Raw genomic sequence first — 16,740 nt, 5'->3', positions numbered from 1 at the left:
GGGTGTGGTCGCTGGGGATTCCGGATCGTCCTCCGGTGGGTCCCAGCTCAGCCGACGCGCTGTCCAAGTACGAGAATTCGGGTGCGCATGGCACTGACCCTCCCCCCGGCACGCACCACGTGTCAAGTAGGTGGGACGGGAGTCTCAGAATGTGAGCAGAGGGTGCGGCCGCCTCCGCGGACAGCGCCCGCACCCTCTGTGTACCTCTCCGTACCCCGCCTCGGGGGCCGTTCATCTCCCGGGCGCGCCGGACGGCTCGCGCACACCGCCGGCGAACGCCGGTTCCGCCGGGGCGTGCGGCACCGGATAGTGACCGGAACCGAGCGCCCGGCGCAGCCGGAACTCGTCCAGCGCGCCGGCGAACGCCATGCCCTGGCCGTGCGTGCAGCCCATCGCGCGCAGCGCGACCACCTGCTCCGGCAGGTCCACGCCCTCGGCGACCGACTGGAGCCCGAGGTCCCCGGCGATCCGCAGCAGACCACTGGTGATCTTGTACAGCCGCGGGGACTCGACCACGCCCTCGACCAGGCCGCGGTCGAGCTTGAGGATGTCCACGGGCAGCCTGCGCAGCGCCGTGATGGCCGCGTAGCCGCTGCCGAGGCCGTCCAGCGCGATCCGCACCCCCAGCCGGCTGAGCGCGGTCAGCCGGCGCTCCAGTTCGTCCAGGGAGACCCGCGGGTCGGTGTCGGACAGCTCCAGGACCAGCGCCCCGGGCGGCAGCCCGTGCCGGGTGAGCAGCGCCTCGACGGAGCCGAGCGGCGTCGAGCGGTCCAGCAGCCGCCGGGCACTCATCCGGACGGCCACCGGGACCGCGGCCCCGGTGCCGGTCCGCTCGGCGGCCCGCTCCACGGCCTCGTGCAGGACCCAGCGGTCCAGCTCGGCCGCCTTGTCGCCGTCCTCCGCCACCCGCAGGAACTCGGCCGGGGTGAACAGCACCCCCTGCGAGGAGCGCCAGCGCGCCTGCGCGGAGACCGCCGTGATCCTGCCGTTCCGGAGGCAGACCACCGGCTGGTGCAGCAGCGCGAACTCACCGTCGTGCAGCGCGGCGCGCAGCCGGGTGGCCAGCTCCGCCTTGCGGACGACGTCCTGCTGCATCTGCGGTCTGTACAGCTCGACCCGGCCCTTGCCGGCCGACTTCGCGCGGTACATCGCCAGGTCGGCGTTGCGCAGCAGCTCGCCCGCGCCGAGGCCCGGCTCGGCGAAGGCGACACCGATGGAGGCGTTGACCCGGACATCGTTGCCGCCGATGGCGTACGGCTGGGAGAGGGTCAACCGGAGGCGGTCGGCCAGTTCCAGGATGTTCCGTTCCCGGGCCGACCGGTCCCGGGTGCCGTCCCCGACGATCAGGGCCGCGAACTCGTCGCCGCCCAGCCGGGACGCGGTGTCCCCCTGCCGGACCGCGTCCTGGAGCCGGCGGGCGGCCTGCACCAGCAGCTCGTCCCCGGCCTGGTGGCCGATCGTGTCGTTGACGGCCTTGAAGCCGTCCAGGTCGATGAAGAGCACCGCCGTACCGCGCAGGGCGGCGCCCCGGTCGGTGGCGCGGCGGCCGGACAGGGCCTGCTGGACCCGCTTGGTGAACAGCGCGCGGTTGGGCAGGTCGGTCAGCGGGTCGTGCTCGGCGTTGTGCTGCAACTGCGCCTGGAGGCGCACCCGCTCGGTCACGTCCCGGCTGTTGAAGATCAGTCCGCCGTGGTGCCGGTTGACGGTGGACTCGACGTTGAGCCAGCCGCCGGCGCCCGACCGGAACCGGCACTCGATGCGCGTGGTCGGCTCCTCGACCGGGCTGGCGGCGAGGAAGCGGCGCACCTCGTGCACCACGCAGCCCAGGTCCTCCGGGTGGATCAGGCTCGCCAGCTCGCTGCCGACCAGGTCCTCGGCGGGCCGGCCGTACACCCCGGCGGCGGCCGGGGAGACGTACCGGAGGATGCCGTTGGGTGCGGCGATCATGATGACGTCGCTGGACCCCTGCACCAGGGAGCGGAAGTGGTTCTCCTTCTGCGCCAGTTCCTGGGTGAGGGTGATGTTGTCCAGCAGCATGATGCCCTGCCGGATGACGAGCGCCAGCACCACGCAGCCCGCGGTGATCAGCACGACGTGGTCGGGCCGGCGGCCGTTCAGGACGTTGTACAGGATGCCCAGGGTGCAGACGGCGGCGGCGAGGTACGGGGTGAGAGCGGCGAGGGAGCCGGTGAGCGGCCGGCCGGCCGGATAGCGGCAGTGCTCGCCGCCCGGGGCGGGCGGGGACACCGGGTGGTGGGCCGCGCCGCGCTGTCCGGGGACGTGCTCGTGGACCACGCGCGTGTGTCCGTCCGGCACGCGCGTCCGCGGTGCGCCGGACGGCCGCCGGGGGGTGGCCCAGGGTGCGTAGGCCAGCAGCAGGGAGCCGGCGAACCAGCCGGCGTCCAGCAGCTGTCCGGAACGGTAACTGCTGTGCAGCAGCGGCGAGGTGAACAGCGCGTCGCACATGACGGTCAGCGCGAGCGCGCCGATCGCGGTGTTCACCGCCGTACGGTTGCCCGGGGCGCGGCGGAAGTGCAGCGCGAGGACCATGCTGACGAGCGCGATGTCCAGCAGCGGGTATGCCAGCGACAGCGCGGCGTGGGCCACGCTCGACCCGTCGAACCTGGCCGTCTGGGCGAGCGCGAGGCTCCACGAGAGGGTGAGCAGGGAGCCGCCGATCAGCCAGGCGTCCAGGCCCAGACAGATCCAGCCCGCCCGGCTGGCCGGCCGCTTGGCGAGGACCAGCAGACCCACGATGGCGGGCGGCGCGAAGCACAGGAAGAACAGGTCGGCGTAGCTGGGGCTGGGCACGTCCACGTCCAGGACGACCTCGTACCACCCCCAGACGGCGTTGCCCAGTGCCGTCATCGTCGCGGAGAGGGCGAACAGCAGCCAGGCGGACCGGAAGCGCACGCGCGGGCTGCGGGCGTAGAGGAAGCAGGAGACGGCGGCGGCGCCGGCCGCCGCGCTGAGCCCGAAGTCGCCCATGACGTCCGCGGCCGCCTTCGTCCCCCAGCCGGACGCGGCGCCGACGGCATAGGCAGCGCAGACCAGGGCGAGAACGAGCTGCTCCACCAGGCGGGCACTCTCACCGGGGGCCGGCCGCCAGGGCGGCGGCTGGTACGGGTGCGGTGCGCGCACGGCTTCGTCGAGGGTGCTCGTCACCGAGGGCGGGGCGCTCACCGGGGCCTCCCGGTGAGCGTCGCTCCCGGGCCCCGACGGTCCCGGTGCGCCGGACGGGCGTGCCTGCGACGGCCACCGGGCCGGCGCTGCTGGTGCGTGTGGTGGATGTGGTGGCCGCGCCTGCGCGAGGCCGTCCGCCAGGGTCGCCGTCGACGGCCCCGCCGCGTCGGATCGTTGGTCCATAGGCCGTGCATCGCCCGTCGCCCCCCTCACAAATCTGAAATGTCCATCCCCCGCGCCGAACGGTCAGCGGCGCAGCCCCTGTCGGGACGATACACCAGGATCGTCACTCAGGGACATAGTTCCTCTACGCTCCGTAACGACCAGCGGATATGCCGGTACGGCCCGCGTCCGAAAGGTTGCGGAGGGTGCCGGAAGCGGGTTACCGCCCGGTTGATCCCGTGCCGCCGTCCCCCGTCGTAAGGATCACGTTCCGCAGCGGCCGGTGGTTCACGAACCGGGTCAACTGGTCGGCGAGCAGCCGCCGGGCGCGCGGCAGGAAGGCCGAGGACGGGCCGCCCACATGCGGGCTGATCAGCACGCCCGGCGCCTGCCACAGCGGGTGGCCCGGCGGCAGCGGCTCGGGGTCGGTCACGTCCAGGGCGGCGCTGATCCGGCCCGTCTCCACCTCGGCGAGCAGCGCCTTCGTGTCGACGACGGGTCCGCGCGCGACGTTCACGAGCAGTGCGCCGTCCTTCATCCGGGCGAGGAAACCGGCGTTGACGAGCCCCCGGGTGGCCTCCGTGAGCGGGGTGCAGAGGATCACGACATCCGCGTCCGGCAGCAGCGAGGGCAGATCGGTGATCGGGTGCACGGGACCGCGCGCCGTGGTGCGCTGGGAGCGCGCGACGCGCGCCACCCGCGCGACCTCGAAGGGCGCGAGCCGGTCCTCGACGGCGGCGCCGATGGATCCGTAGCCGACGATGAGGACGTTCTTGTCGGCGAGCGAGGGGTGGAAGCCGCTCTCCCAGACCTCCCGCCGCTGGGCGCGGACGAAGCCGGGGATGCCGCGCAGCGCGGCCAGGGTCAGGGTGAGGGCCAGTTCGGCCGTGCTCGTCTCGTGCACACCGCGCGCGTTGCACAGCTGGACGCCGGGCGCGATGTCCGCCAGCCGGGCGGTGATGTCGTCGACGCCGGCGGTGAGCGTCTGGATGACCCGGACGCCGGTCAGCTGCGCCAGCGGGCGGACCCTGACGGGATACGGCTTCATGTACGGCACCACGTACACCGCGCACCGGGCGGGGTCGCCGGGAAACGGCTGCTCACCGTCCTCGCCCCCGTCCCAGAACAGGTACCGGGGCCCCTCGGGAAGCCCCTCGATCCCGTCGGGCGGAAGGGGCAGCCACACGTCTGAAGTCATGCCAGGAGGCTATGTCAGGCACGCGCGCGTGCAGAGGTTAGGTTGGTGGCCGGGCAGAGGGAGGGTCACGAGCAGGTGGAGCGCAGGACGATCGGCGCGGGGGCACTCGCGGTGGGGGCCGTCGGACTCGGGTGCATGCCGATGAGCTGGGCGTACAGCGGATCCCGGCGGCGCGGCGACGAGTCGCTCAGAACCGTGCACCGGGCGCTCGACCTGGGCTGCGACCTCCTGGACACCGCGGACATGTACGGCCCGTTCACCAACGAGCTGCTGCTGGGCCGGGCGCTCAAGGAGCGGCGCCGGGACGCGTTCGTGTCCACCAAGGCGGGCCTGCTGGTGGGCGACCAGCACATCGTGGCCAACGGCCGTCCCGGCTATGTGAAGCGGGCCTGCGACGCCTCGCTGCGGCGGCTGCAGACGGACGTGATCGACCTGTACCAGCTGCACCGCGCCGACCCCGAGGTGCCAGTCGAGGAGACCTGGGGCGCGATGGCGGACCTGGTGCGCGCCGGGAAGGTACGGGCGCTGGGCCTGTGCGCGATGGGGGTGCGCGGCGGGCGCCGCCCCGGTGCCGGGCTGTACGACACCACGCTGCGCCAGTTGCGGCGGGTGCAGCAGGTGTTCCCGGTGACCGCGGTGCAGGCGGAGCTGTCGGTGTGGTCGCCGCAGGCGCTCGAGGCGCTGCTGCCGTGGTGCGAGGCGCGCGGCGTGGGCCTGCTGGCGGCGATGCCGCTCGGCAACGGCTTCCTGACCGGCACGCTCACGCCGGGTCAGGGTTTCGAACCGGACGACGTACGGGCCCGTCACCCCCGGTTCACGGCCGAGATGATGGCGGCGAACCAGCCGATCGTCGCGGGCCTGCGCCGGATCGCCCGCCGGTACGGCGACGACGTCACCCCGGCCCAGGTGGCCCTGGCCTGGGTGCTGGCGCAGGGCCGCCATGTGATCGCCCTGCCGGGCACCAAGCGGGCACGCTGGGCGGCGGAGAACGCGGCGGCGGGCGGGCTGCGGCTGACCGGGGAGGACCTGGCGGAGGTGTCCCGGCTGCCGCCGGCACAGGAGTCGTGGGACTGACGTGCCCGCCATGGGCCACCGGGGAGCGGGAACCCGGGAGGGCGCGGGCGGGCAGGAGGGGGAGAGCGTGCCGCCGGACCGCCGTGTCGAAGGGACCATGATCGTGGAACGTCGAGCTGTGACGGCCGTGCTTGCCGCGGCCTCCCTCCTGCTGGCAGCCGGCTGCTCCGCCGGCGGAGCCGGGCCGTCGCTGGGCGACGGGCGTACGGCGACGGGCGCGGCGCCCGGTGCCTCCTCGCCTCGGGCCGCCTTCCCCGCACCTCCCGCCAAGGGCTCGGTGAAGGTGCTGCGCACGGTGGCCGAGCACCTGAAGACCCCGTGGGGACTGGCTCCGCTGCCCGGCGGCGATCTGCTGGTCTCCTCCCGGGACGAGGGCACGATCCTGCGGATCGACGAGCGGACGGGCCGGAAGACGGAACTGGGCACGGTCTCCGGGGTCGCACCGGCCGGTGAGGGCGGCCTGCTGGGCATCGCCCTCTCCCCCGACTACGCCGCGGACCACATGATCTACGCGTACTTCACCTCGGCCTCGGACAACCGCGTCGTCCGCGTGCGCTACGACGAGCGGAGGCCGGCCGGTGAACAACTCGGCGCTCCGGACACGGTGTTCAAGGGCATCCCCAAGGGCTTCATCCACAACGGCGGCCGGATCGCCTTCGGCCCGGACGGCATGCTGTACGCGGGCACCGGTGAGAGCGGGCGGCGGGGTCTGGCGCAGGACATGAAGTCCCTGGGCGGAAAGATCCTGCGCATGACCCCGGACGGCGAACCGGCGCCCGGCAACCCGTTCCCCGGCTCCGTGGTGTACTCCTACGGCCACCGCAACGTCCAGGGCCTGGCCTGGGACCGCGAACAGCGGTTGTTCGCCTCCGAGTTCGGCCAGGACACCTGGGACGAGCTGAACGCGATCAGGCCCGGCGGCGACTACGGCTGGCCCGTCGCCGAGGGCAGGTCCGCCAAGCCGGGGTTCCTCGACCCGGTCGCCCAGTGGCACACCGACGACGCCTCCCCCAGCGGCGTCGCCGCCGTCGGCGGGGTGATCTGGATGGCGGCCCTGAAGGGCGAACGGCTGTGGCGCGTCCCGCTGCGCGGCACGACGGCGTCGGCCGCCCCGCAGGCGTTCCTCACCGGCGTCTACGGCCGCCTTCGTACGGTGGCGCCGGCGGGCGGCGACCGGATCTGGCTGATGACGAGCAACACGGACGGCCGCGGCACCCCGAAGAAGGGCGACGACCGCCTACTGGAGGCCCGGGTCCGGTAGCCCCCACCACCCCGGCCACCGCTCGTCCGGTGCTGCTCGGGCGGGCGGGGGGATCGGCGAGTAGGGGGCCGAGGGCTGAGGTGCGGGGGACGATCGGTCGGCGGGTTGTGGCTCGGCGGGCCGGGGTTCTGGCGGCGGGATTCTGGGGCGGAGGGCTCGGCGGGTTCCCGGCTCGGCTCGACCGACGGAGGTCGGCGGACGGCTCGGCCGATTCCGGTTCCGGTTCCGGTTCCGTCGGCTCGGTGGGCGGCGGGCGGCGGGCGACTCGGCGGGTTCCCGGCTCGGCTCGACCGACAGAGGTCGGCGGACGCCTCGGCCGGTTCCGGTTCCGTCGGCTCGGCGGGCGGCGGGCGGCGGGCGGCGGGCGGCGGGCGGCGGGTCATGGATCGCCGGTCGCGGGTCGCCGGGCTGCGGCTCGGCGAGCGGGATCCTGGGGGCGGAGGGCTCGTCAGGTTTCCGATCTCCGCAGCCACAGATGTGGCGGACGGCTCGGCAGGTCCTTGGCTGTGCCCGCCCTCGGCGGCGCGGGGGTCGCCCGGGCCGCAGTTCGACGGGCGGGTCAGGCGGACGGCTCGGCCGATTCCGGGCCAGCCGGTCCCGGCCCCGCCGGTTCCAGTGCGGCCGGTTCCAGGCCCGCCGCTTACGGTCCGGGCAGTTCCGGCCCCGCCGGTTCCGATCCCGCGGGCCCGGATTCGGGCACCTCCGGCCCCGCCGTTCCCGGCTCGGGCAGGCGTATGAGTGCCTTTCCGGACGTGAGGTCTATGGGGCCTCGGCCGGGGTCGTTGTCGCCGGCTTCCTCGCGGGTCAGCGCGAGCCGGTTCTGTTCGTCCCGGGTGTGCTTGCGGCCGGGTGCGAACAGGTCGTCGAAGGCATCGAACACGGCTCCCCTCTCTGCCGGTCTTCTCCGGCACAGGTCTCAGCCCCGCGCCTCGGCGGCCAGGGGCTCGTCGGTGAACAGTCCCAGCCGGTGCGCCACCGCCGCCGCCTCGCCCCGGCCCGAGACACCGAGCTTGCCGAGGATGTGGGAGACGTGGACGCTCGCGGTCTTCGGGGAGATGAACAGCTCCTGCGCGATCTGGCGGTTGGTGCGGCCGGCCGCGACCAGGCCGAGGACGTCCCGCTCCCGGCTGGTGAGCCCGAGCGCCGCCACCGGGTCGGCCGGGACCGCGTCCGGCCGGGGCGCGCGCGTCAGGCTGAGGCGGGCGCGCTGGGCGAGCCGGGCGACGGCGTCGGCCAGCGGACGGGCGTCCAGGTGGGCGGCGACCGCCCCGGCCAGCCGCAACAGCTCCACCGCGCGGTCGCGCTCGTCCTCGCCGCCCTCGGCCAGCAGCGCCCCGGCGAGGCGGTGGCGGACCCGGCCGAGGTCGTAGGGGCGGTCCAGGCACTCGAAGGCGGCGACGACCGGCGACCAGGTGCCGGCGGTGTCCAGGCCCCGCGCGCGCAGCAGTTCGGCGCGGGTCCACCGGCCGTAGGCCTGCCAGAGGGGGACGCCGGTGGTGAGCGTGCCCACGGCCGTGGAGAGGCGGTCCAGGAACTCGGCGCGGCCGGGCTGGGCGGCGGGCAGGGAGCGGGCGTCGGCCTCGGCGGTGGCGGCGGCCAGCAGCAGCGGCCAGCCGTAGCGGTGGGTGCCGGGCGGCAGCCCGGCGTCCAGGGCCTGGAGCAGCGCGGCACGGGCGTCGGCGAGACGGCCCTCCGCGGCGGCGAGACCGACGGTGATCCGGGCCAGCGGCAGCGACTGCTGGGGAATCGGGTCGTGGGTGCCGTACCGGGTGCGGGCGGCCGTGTGCTGCCGGGCGGTCTCGGCCAGGTCGCCGCGGGCCAGGGCGAGGTGGGCCAGACGCAGGGCACCCGCGCCCCGGGGCTTGGCGCTGTGACCGACCCGGGTCGCGTGCGCGGCGGCCTCGGCGGCCTCCGTCCAGCGGCCGAGCGAGTACAGCGCGTCGGACAGGTTGCCCCACACCCAGGCCTCGGAGTCCAGCAGCCCGTAACGCCGGCAGAAGTCGACGCCTTCGCGCAGCAGAGGTACGGCCTCCCGGTCCCGGCCGATGCTCTGCAACGCGGACGGCAGGTTGACGTAGGCGCGGCCCGCGACCGGGTGCATGCCCTCCGCCCGGGTCTCCCGCAGGACCTGCCGCATCTGCTCCAGGCCGGTCTCGGGGTCGCCGGAGTCGACGATCAGGCCGCCCAGGGTGAGGCGGGCGTGCAGTTCGGTCTCGCGGGCGCCCACCATCCGCGCGTACTCCACGGCCCGCTCGGCGGCGGCGAACGCCTCGGGGCCGGGCCGGTGCTGCATGGACCAGTTGGCGGCGACCGCCAGCACCTCGGCGTGCACCTCGGACGGCGGCAGACCGCGTACCAGCTCCTGCGCGGTGGCCAGTTCGTGCCGGCCGTCGCCGCGGGCCTGGGCCTGCACGAGCCGGGAGCGCTGTACCCAGAACCAGGCGGCGCGCAGGGGGTCCGGCTCGTCGTCCAGGAGGCGCAGGGCCCGCTTGGTGATCTTCAGGGCGCGTTCCCGCTCGCCGCCGAAGCGACCGGCCACGGCGGCCTCGGCCATCAGGTCGAGGTAGCGCAGGGGTGTGGTGGCCGGGTCGCAGCCGCACGGCGGGTACGACTCCGTGCAGTCGACGGGCCGAAGGGCGCAGCGCACCTCCCGCGGGGCGCCGTCCCACAGCTCCATCGCCCGCTCCAGCAGGCCCAGCTGCTCGGTGTAGGCGTGCCGGCGACGGGCCACGACGGAGGCGGCGAGGACGGCGGGCAGGGCCTTCGCGGCATCGCGGGCGTGGTACCAGTAACTGGCCAGGCGCATCACCCGGGCGTCGGCCGGGACGAGCCCGGGGTCGGCCTCCAGGGCCTCGGCGTAACGGCGGTTGAGCCGGGAGCGCTCGCCGGGCAGCAGGTCGTCGGCGACGGCCTCGCGGACCAGGGAGTGCCGGAAGCGGTAGCCGTCGCCGGCCCGGGTGACGGTGAGGATGTTGGCGCCGACGGCGGCCCGCAGCGCCTCGATGAGATCGTCCTCGGAGAGCTGGACCACGGCTGCGATCAGCCGGTACTCCACCGTGGAGCCGCCCTCGGCGACGACGCGGGTGACCCGCTGCGCGCTCTCGGGCAGGGCCTCGACCCGGACCAGCAGCAGATCGCGCAGGGAGTCGGTGAGGCCGGCGCAGTCGCCCTGACGGCCTGCGACGGCGAGTTCCTCGATGAAGAAGGCGTTGCCGTCGGAGCGTTCGTAGATCTCGTCGACCCGGGCGGGGTCGGGTTCGGCGGCGAGGATGCCGGCGATCTGACGGCAGGCCTCGTCGCGGGTGAAGCGGCCCAGCTCGATGCGGCGGACGGTGCGCAGCCGGTCCAGTTCGGCGAGCAGGGGGCGCAGCGGGTGGCGGCGGTGGATGTCGTCGGAGCGGTAGGTGGCGAGGACCAGGAGCCGGCCGGCGCGCAGGGTGCGGAAGAGGTAGGCGAGGAGGTGGCGGGTGGAGGCGTCGGCCCAGTGCAGGTCCTCCAGGACGAGCACGACGGTGTGTGCGGCGGCGACCCGCTCCAGCAGCCGGGCGGTCAGCTCGAACAGGCGGGCCATGCCCTGCTCGTCGTGGCGGCCGGCACCGGCCTCGCCGAGGTCGGGCAGCAGCCGGGCCAGCTCCTCCTCCTGGCCCGCCGCGGCGGCGGCGAACTCCTCGGGCAGGGCGTCCCTCAGGGCGCGCAGCGCGGTGGAGAAGGGTGCGAACGGCAGTCCGTCGGCGCCGACCTCCACGCAACCGCCGACGGCTACGACGGCTTCGCGGCGGGCGGCGGCCGTGGCGAACTCCTCGACGAGGCGGGTCTTGCCGACGCCGGCCTCGCCGCCGAGCAGCAGCGCCTGCGGCTCGGCCGCGGCGGCACGGGCGAGCGCGTCTTTCAGCGTGCCCAACTCGTCGGTGCGGCCGACGAACACGGGACTGACGAACCAGGTCTCCACGGGCCCGAGCATCGCACGGGGCCGGTGCGGCCGGGCACCGGTTTTCCACAACCCCGGTGCGATGGTCGTACCGGCGGAGGGATGCGGCGTGCCGGTGGCCGAAAGAGGCGTACCGGCAGCCCGGGGAGTCGGACCGGTGGTCCCGGCAGCGGTCGCGGCAGCCGTACCGGCCGTCCCAGGAGCCGTACCGGTGGCCCGAGGAGTCGTACCGGTGGCCGGAAGGGGTCCGCTGCCGCGCCGGGCCGGCGTACGCCCCGGGCCGGCGGGGCGTGGGCGGCCGACCCCCGTGCGGCCGCCCTCCGCCTGCGTCGTCACGCGGTGCGCGGCAGCCGGGTCCGGCGGGGCCGCTCGGTATGGGACTCGGCGGCCGGGGCTCCGTGGCGGGCGGCGCGGCGGGCGCGGACGACCTCGCGGGCCAGGCGCTCCCGCTGGGCCTCGCGGCGCAGTTCGGCGGACCGGATGCGGTGCAGTTCCAGCTCGTACATGGCGGATCCTTCGGTGCGGGCGGTGTGGTGCGTCGCGTTCTGCGACGGACTCCACCCTCGTCCCCGCAGGGGGCGTGCCACATCGGGGAAGTTCCGCATCTTCGGCCCCGCCGGCGGGCCGCACGCGCACGTAAGGGGCCTTAGGACGTCCGTGCCGGGCGCACGGACGTCCTAAGGCCCCGGGGATCCGCGGGGGTTCAGCCGGCCGAGGGCAGGCCGAGCAGTGCGTCGGAGTACTTCAGGACGGCCAGGAGCAGCCCGATGACGCCGAGCGAGACGCCCGCCCAGGCGACCGACCTGATCCAGTCGGCCTGCGGGCGGCCTGGGGTGCCGAACGCGGGGCGGGCGAGCACCACGACACCGGTGAACAGCGCGGCCAGGGCGAACAGCCCGGCCCACAGGGCGGTGGTGTGCCAGGCGTCGCCGTAGACCTCCTTGAGCTGGCGGGACACACTCGCCGTGGACGACGTCCGCAGCTGGCCGACGAGCTGCTCGCGGGCGGAGGCGACGGTGCCGATCCAGCCGCCGCTGAGCGACACGAGGCCCAGCGCGGCGGAGACGACGGCCCCCGCGCCCTGGCCGACCCCGGAGGGCGCCCGGTCACCGGCGGCCTCGGCCTCCGCCCCGTGCCCGTCCTCCCCGGACAGCGCCGCGTCCGCACCCTCCTCCTCCGCGTCGCGCTCCTCGGCGTCCCGCGTTCCTGCCTCCGCCCTCCCGGGAGCCGGCGCCTCCCCGGCCTCCGCGTTCCCGGGAGCCGGCGCCTGCCCGGCGGTTCCGGCCGCCGCCGTGGTCGTCTCGTCGTCCGTGCGCGCCTCGGGGCCGGCCTCGGCGCCATCCGATGTCTTCGTTGCCATGCCCGGCACCGTACGGACGCTGTCTGAGAGGTCTCTTAACGCCCGCTGTGCGGGGTACGCGCGCGTGCCGCACGCCACTCGGGTGCCAGCACCGCCCAGATCTCGGTGCTGGTGCGCACACCCCGGTGCGGGTAGTTCTCGCGGAGCACGCCCTCACGGCTCATGCCGAGCCGCCGGGCCACGCCGATGCTCGGCTCGTTGGCGGAGGACACGTGCCACTCCACCCGGTGCATGCCGCGCTCCTCGAAGGCCCAGTCGAGCAGCAGCCGCAGGCCGCGCGTGACCAGGCCGCGCCCGGCCGCCGCCGGCTCCAGCCAGCAGCCGGCCTCGCAGACGCCGCTCGGGGTGTCCCAGACGCGGAACAGCAGCCCGCCCACGAGCGTTCCGTCCAGCCAGATCCCGTGCACGCTGCCGGCGTCCGCGCCGCGCTTGTCCGCGTACGACGTCAGCCACGCCCGGGCCCCGTCCAGGTCGGACACCACGTCCGGCAGGCCGACGTGCCGGCCGATGAACTCCCGCCCCCGGTCGATGTGGGCGAGGAGTTCCCCGGCGTGCCAGACCTCCAGGGGCCGCAGTTCGGCTCCGTCGTCACCCAGGGATGTCGCGTACATCGCGGCGCTGCTCCTTCCGCACTTCCTCCGTCGGGACCGCGGAGAGCCTCTCATGGGCGGCGCGGCACCCGGGCGGCGAGGGCACGGACCGGTGTCGGGGGCACGGACCGGTGTCGGGGGCTCTTGCAGATGAGAATGATCGTCCGGGGGCGGGCGCGGGCGCACCGGTCCGTCAGTCGAACTGGTCCCCGAGCGCCATGACCATCGTCCCGGCGATCAGCAGCCACAGGGCCCTGCGGGTACGGCCCCGGGCGCCGAGGGTCGCGGCGAAGGCGCACACCGCGGCGCCGAGGGCGTAGGCGGCGGGGACGAGGGCCGGGGCCGTGCCGGTGCTCCGCAGGAGCGCGGCGGCCAGTCCGGCCAGGGTCAGCAGGGCTCCGGCGCCGGTGGCCGTCCAGCGGGCCCGCCGGGCGTCCTCGACGTACTCCAGCGCGCCGTCGGCGGTCTCCCGCCCGCCGTCCGCCGCGGTCCGCCGCAAGTCGTCCGGCTCGGTTATCGCGGGCCCGAGGCCGGAATTGGTGCGTCCACTCATGGCGGGCGAGCGTAGCGCCTCCCGTCCGGGAGAGCGGACGCGGGGCCGGACGTGGGCCCCACGCGGAGCCGGGCGACCGTCGCGTTCCCGGGTGCGAAGACGGCTACGGCCCCGGAAGCCATGCCTCCGGGGCCGTGCGGTCAGCCGTGCGACGACGGGGCTCAGCCCTCGGCGACGCCCAGCTTCTCCAGGATCAGCTCCTTGACCCGGGCCGCGTCGGCCTGGCCGCGCGTGGCCTTCATGACCGCGCCGACCAGGGCGCCGGCCGCGGCCACCTTGCCGCCGCGGATCTTGTCCGCGACGCCCGGGTTGCCGGCGATGGCCTCCTCCACGGCGGTCGTCAGCGCGCCCTCGTCGGAGACGACCTTCAGCCCGCGCTTGTCGACGACCTCGTCCGGACCGCCCTCGCCCGCGAGGACGCCCTCGATGACCTGACGGGCCAGCTTGTCGTTCAGGTCACCCTTCGCGACCAGCTCGGTGACCCGGGCCACCTGCTGCGGGGTGATCGCCAGCTCGTCCAGCGCGGTGCCGGACTCGTTGGCGCTGCGCGCCAGTTCGCCCATCCACCACTTGCGGGCGGAGGCCGCGTCGGCACCCGCGTCGATCGTGTCGACGATCAGGTCCAGCGCGCCGGCGTTCAGGATCGCCTGCATGTCGGTGGCGGAGATGCCCCACTCGGCGAGCAGCCGGGTACGGCGGACCAGCGGCAGCTCGGGCAGGGCCGCGCGGATCTCCTCGACCCACTCGCGCGAGGGCGCCACCGGGACGAGGTCGGGCTCCGGGAAGTACCGGTAGTCCTCGGCCTCCTCCTTCACGCGGCCCGAGGTCGTGGACCCGGTGTCCTCGTGGAAGTGGCGGGTCTCCTGCACGATCGTGCCGCCGGACGACAGCACCGCCGCGTGCCGCTGGATCTCGAAGCGGGCCGCGCGCTCGACGGACCGCAGCGAGTTGACGTTCTTCGTCTCGCTGCGCGTGCCGAACTTCTCGCGGCCGTGCGGGCGCAGCGACAGGTTCACGTCGCAGCGCATCTGGCCCATCTCCATGCGGGCCTCGGAGACGCCGAGCGCCCTGATGACCTCGCGCAGCTCACGGACGTACGCCTTCGCCACCTCGGGGGCGCGCTCGCCCGCGCCCTCGATCGGCTTGGTGACGATCTCGATGAGCGGGATGCCGGCGCGGTTGTAGTCGAGCAGCGAGTGCGAGGCGCCGTGGATACGGCCGGTCGCGCCGCCCACGTGGGTGGACTTGCCGGTGTCCTCCTCCATGTGGGCGCGCTCGATCTCCACGCGGAAGGTCTCGCCGTCCTCCAGCTGCACGTCGAGGTAGCCGTTGAAGGCGATCGGCTCGTCGTACTGGGAGGTCTGGAAGTTCTTCGGCATGTCCGGATAGAAGTAGTTCTTCCGGGCGAAGCGGCACCACTCGGCGATCTCGCAGTTCAGCGCGAGACCGATCCTGATCGCGGACTCGACGCCGGTCGCGTTGACGACCGGGAGCGCGCCGGGCAGGCCGAGGCAGACGGGGCAGGTCTGCGAGTTGGGCTCGGCGCCCAGCTCGGTCGAGCACCCGCAGAACATCTTCGTCTTGGTGCCGAGCTCGACATGGACCTCGAGGCCCATGACGGGGTCGTACGACGCCAGCGCGTCCTCGTACGACACCAGGTCGGTCGTGGTGGTCACGGTGAAAACTTCCCTCTCAGCCCAGCAGGACGTCGTCGTCGCCCAGCCGCTTCAGCTCGCGGTAGAGGATGGCGAGGCCGGTGACGATCGCGACGGCGGACACGGTGGCGTCGATCAGGACCAGCGTGTCCTGTTCGGCGCGGGCCTTCTTCAGACGCTTGGCCACACCGAACGCGCCGAACGCGGTCCCGGCCATGGACAGGTAGGTACCGGACCTGGACTTCTTGAAGCCCTTGGCCTTGGTCAGTGCACTCACAGCGACGGAGCCTCCTCGAGCAGCGGGTGCCCCCACTTTTCCACGAAGGCCGCCTCGACGGCGGCGCCGACCTTGTAGAGCCGGTCGTCCTGCATCGCGGGGGCGATGATCTGGAGTCCCACCGGGAGGTTGTCCTCCGGGGCGAGACCGCACGGCAGGGACATGGCCGCGTTGCCCGCCAGGTTGGTCGGGATGGTGCACAGGTCCGCGAGGTACATCGCCATCGGGTCGTCGGCGCGCTCGCCGATCGGGAAGGCGGTGGTCGGGGTCGTCGGGGAGACGATCACGTCGACCTGCTCGAACGCCTTCTCGAAGTCCCGCGTGATGAGCGTGCGGACCTTCTGCGCCGAGCCGTAGTACGCGTCGTAGTAGCCGCTCGACAGGGCATAGGTGCCGAGCATGATGCGGCGCTTGACCTCGGGGCCGAAACCCGCCTCACGGGTGAGGGAGGTGACCTCCTCGGCGGAGTGCGTGCCGTCGTCGCCGGTCCGGGCGCCGTAGCGCAGGCCGTCGAAGCGGGCGAGGTTGGAGGAGCACTCGGAGGGCGCGATCAGGTAGTACGCCGACAGGGCGAGGTCGAAGGACGGGCAGTCCAGCTCGACGATCTCGGCGCCCAGCTCCTTGAGCAGCTCGACCGACTCGTCGAAGCGCTGGATGACGCCGGCCTGGTAGCCCTCGCCGCGGAACTGCTTGACCACACCGACCCGCATGCCCGCGACGCTGCCGTTGCGGGCGGCCTCGACGACCGGCGGGACCGGGGCGTCGATCGAGGTGGAGTCGAGCGGGTCGTGCCCGGCGATCACCTCGTGCAGCAGGGCCGCGTCCAGGACCGTACGGGCGCAGGGGCCGCCCTGGTCCAGGGAGGAGGAGAAGGCGACCATGCCGTACCGGGAGACCGCGCCGTACGTCGGCTTCACGCCGACCGTGCCGGTGACGGAGGCCGGCTGGCGGATGGAGCCGCCGGTGTCGGTGCCGATGGCCAGGGGTGCCTGGTAGGCGGCGAGGGCGGCACTGGAGCCGCCGCCGGAGCCGCCGGGGATCCTGGTGAGGTCCCACGGGTTGCCGGTGGGGCCGTACGCGCTGTTCTCCGTGGAGGACCCCATGGCGAACTCGTCCATGTTGGTCTTGCCGAGGATGACGACGTCGGCGGCCTTCAGCCGCTTGGTGAGCGTCGCGTCGTACGGCGGGATCCAGCCTTCGAGGATCTTCGAGCCGACGGTCGTGGGCACGCCCTCGGTGGTGAAGATGTCCTTCAGGGCGAGCGGTACGCCGGCCAGCGGGCCGAGCTTCTCGCCGCGGGCGCGCTTGTCGTCCACGGCACGGGCCTGGGCGAGGGCACCCTCGCGGTCGACGTGGAGGAAGGCGTGCACCTTCTCGTCCACCGCGTCGATCCGGGCGAGGTGGGCCTCGGTCACCTCGACGGCCGTCAGCTCGCCGGAAGCGATCTTCGCGGCGATCTCGGCCGCCGTGAGCTTGATGATGTTGCTGTCCGTCATGAC

Annotated in this window: 13 protein-coding genes; 2 read left to right on the top strand and 11 right to left on the bottom strand. The window is 74.2% G+C overall.

Annotated elements, in window-relative coordinates; translation table 11 throughout:
* Nucleotides 1–231 precede the first annotated feature (231 nt).
* On the bottom strand, nucleotides 232–3,183 hold the full coding sequence (locus tag ABZ117_RS26890) for an EAL domain-containing protein (protein WP_356824369.1): 2,952 nt from the start codon (nucleotides 3,181–3,183) through the stop codon (nucleotides 232–234).
* Between the two features lie 382 nt (nucleotides 3,184–3,565).
* The gene (locus ABZ117_RS26885; RefSeq protein ID WP_356824368.1) at nucleotides 3,566–4,543 is read right to left on the bottom strand and encodes a 2-hydroxyacid dehydrogenase; all 978 of its coding nucleotides are present in this window, start codon (nucleotides 4,541–4,543) and stop codon (nucleotides 3,566–3,568) included.
* A 75-nt stretch (nucleotides 4,544–4,618) separates the two neighbouring features.
* Between ABZ117_RS26885 and ABZ117_RS26880 the strand changes: the two genes are divergently transcribed.
* Nucleotides 4,619–5,617 (top strand): aldo/keto reductase, encoded by a 999-nt coding sequence (locus ABZ117_RS26880; protein WP_356824405.1) that lies wholly within the window; start codon nucleotides 4,619–4,621, stop codon nucleotides 5,615–5,617.
* Nucleotides 5,618–5,714: 97 nt separating this feature from the next.
* Nucleotides 5,715–6,878, top strand: a complete 1,164-nt coding sequence (locus tag ABZ117_RS26875) for a PQQ-dependent sugar dehydrogenase (protein ID WP_356824367.1) — start codon at nucleotides 5,715–5,717, stop codon at nucleotides 6,876–6,878.
* A gap of 640 nt (nucleotides 6,879–7,518) precedes the next feature.
* Here the strand turns inward: ABZ117_RS26875 and ABZ117_RS26870 are convergent.
* The 9 genes from ABZ117_RS26870 to gatA all read right to left on the bottom strand — a co-directional run bounded on the left by ABZ117_RS26870 (nucleotide 7,519) and on the right by gatA (nucleotide 16,737).
* Nucleotides 7,519–7,758: a DUF6191 domain-containing protein gene (locus ABZ117_RS26870; protein WP_356824366.1), complete on the bottom strand. Its 240-nt coding sequence runs from the start codon at nucleotides 7,756–7,758 to the stop codon at nucleotides 7,519–7,521.
* A 36-nt stretch (nucleotides 7,759–7,794) separates the two neighbouring features.
* Nucleotides 7,795–10,839, bottom strand: coding sequence for an AAA family ATPase (locus tag ABZ117_RS26865; protein WP_356824365.1), 3,045 nt, complete (start codon nucleotides 10,837–10,839; stop codon nucleotides 7,795–7,797).
* Between the two features lie 299 nt (nucleotides 10,840–11,138).
* Nucleotides 11,139–11,312 (bottom strand): hypothetical protein, encoded by a 174-nt coding sequence (locus ABZ117_RS26860; RefSeq protein WP_356824364.1) that lies wholly within the window; start codon nucleotides 11,310–11,312, stop codon nucleotides 11,139–11,141.
* Between the two features lie 197 nt (nucleotides 11,313–11,509).
* Nucleotides 11,510–12,166 (bottom strand): hypothetical protein, encoded by a 657-nt coding sequence (locus tag ABZ117_RS26855; protein ID WP_356824363.1) that lies wholly within the window; start codon nucleotides 12,164–12,166, stop codon nucleotides 11,510–11,512.
* A 35-nt stretch (nucleotides 12,167–12,201) separates the two neighbouring features.
* Nucleotides 12,202–12,777, bottom strand: coding sequence for a GNAT family protein (locus tag ABZ117_RS26850; protein WP_356824362.1), 576 nt, complete (start codon nucleotides 12,775–12,777; stop codon nucleotides 12,202–12,204).
* Nucleotides 12,778–12,949: 172 nt separating this feature from the next.
* Nucleotides 12,950–13,309, bottom strand: a complete 360-nt coding sequence (locus ABZ117_RS26845) for a hypothetical protein (RefSeq protein WP_356824361.1) — start codon at nucleotides 13,307–13,309, stop codon at nucleotides 12,950–12,952.
* A 161-nt stretch (nucleotides 13,310–13,470) separates the two neighbouring features.
* A complete protein-coding gene (gene gatB / locus ABZ117_RS26840; RefSeq protein ID WP_356824360.1) occupies nucleotides 13,471–14,985 on the bottom strand; it encodes an Asp-tRNA(Asn)/Glu-tRNA(Gln) amidotransferase subunit GatB in 1,515 nt (504 codons plus the stop codon).
* A 16-nt stretch (nucleotides 14,986–15,001) separates the two neighbouring features.
* Entirely contained in the window at nucleotides 15,002–15,241 is a 240-nt protein-coding gene (locus ABZ117_RS26835; RefSeq protein ID WP_356824359.1) for a hypothetical protein, read from the bottom strand.
* On the bottom strand, nucleotides 15,238–16,737 hold the full coding sequence (gene gatA / locus ABZ117_RS26830) for an Asp-tRNA(Asn)/Glu-tRNA(Gln) amidotransferase subunit GatA (RefSeq protein ID WP_356824358.1): 1,500 nt from the start codon (nucleotides 16,735–16,737) through the stop codon (nucleotides 15,238–15,240). Before gatA ends, ABZ117_RS26835 begins: the two co-directional genes overlap by 4 nt.
* Between the last annotated feature and the right edge of the window lie 3 nt (nucleotides 16,738–16,740).

This window comes from Streptomyces sp. NPDC006309, assembly GCF_040613095.1.
In the GTDB taxonomy this organism is placed as follows: domain Bacteria; phylum Actinomycetota; class Actinomycetes; order Streptomycetales; family Streptomycetaceae; genus Streptomyces.
The sequence above is the reverse complement of the archived record's forward strand: the minus strand, read 5'-3'. Positions and strand labels throughout refer to the sequence as shown.

Bases quoted from the DNA above. Each gene is read 5' to 3' on its own strand.
- ABZ117_RS26855 (WP_356824363.1), bottom strand. From the start codon at position 12,166: ATGGCAACGAAGACATCGGATGGCGCCGAGGCCGGCCCCGAGGCGCGC.
- ABZ117_RS26845 (WP_356824361.1), bottom strand. From the start codon at position 13,309: ATGAGTGGACGCACCAATTCCGGCCTCGGGCCCGCGATAACCGAGCCG.
- ABZ117_RS26850 (WP_356824362.1), bottom strand. From the start codon at position 12,777: ATGTACGCGACATCCCTGGGTGACGACGGAGCCGAACTGCGGCCCCTG.
- ABZ117_RS26865 (WP_356824365.1), bottom strand. From the start codon at position 10,839: ATGCTCGGGCCCGTGGAGACCTGGTTCGTCAGTCCCGTGTTCGTCGGC.
- gatA (WP_356824358.1), bottom strand. From the start codon at position 16,737: ATGACGGACAGCAACATCATCAAGCTCACGGCGGCCGAGATCGCCGCG.
- ABZ117_RS26875 (WP_356824367.1), top strand. From the start codon at position 5,715: ATGATCGTGGAACGTCGAGCTGTGACGGCCGTGCTTGCCGCGGCCTCC.
- ABZ117_RS26885 (WP_356824368.1), bottom strand. From the start codon at position 4,543: ATGACTTCAGACGTGTGGCTGCCCCTTCCGCCCGACGGGATCGAGGGG.
- ABZ117_RS26860 (WP_356824364.1), bottom strand. From the start codon at position 11,312: ATGTACGAGCTGGAACTGCACCGCATCCGGTCCGCCGAACTGCGCCGC.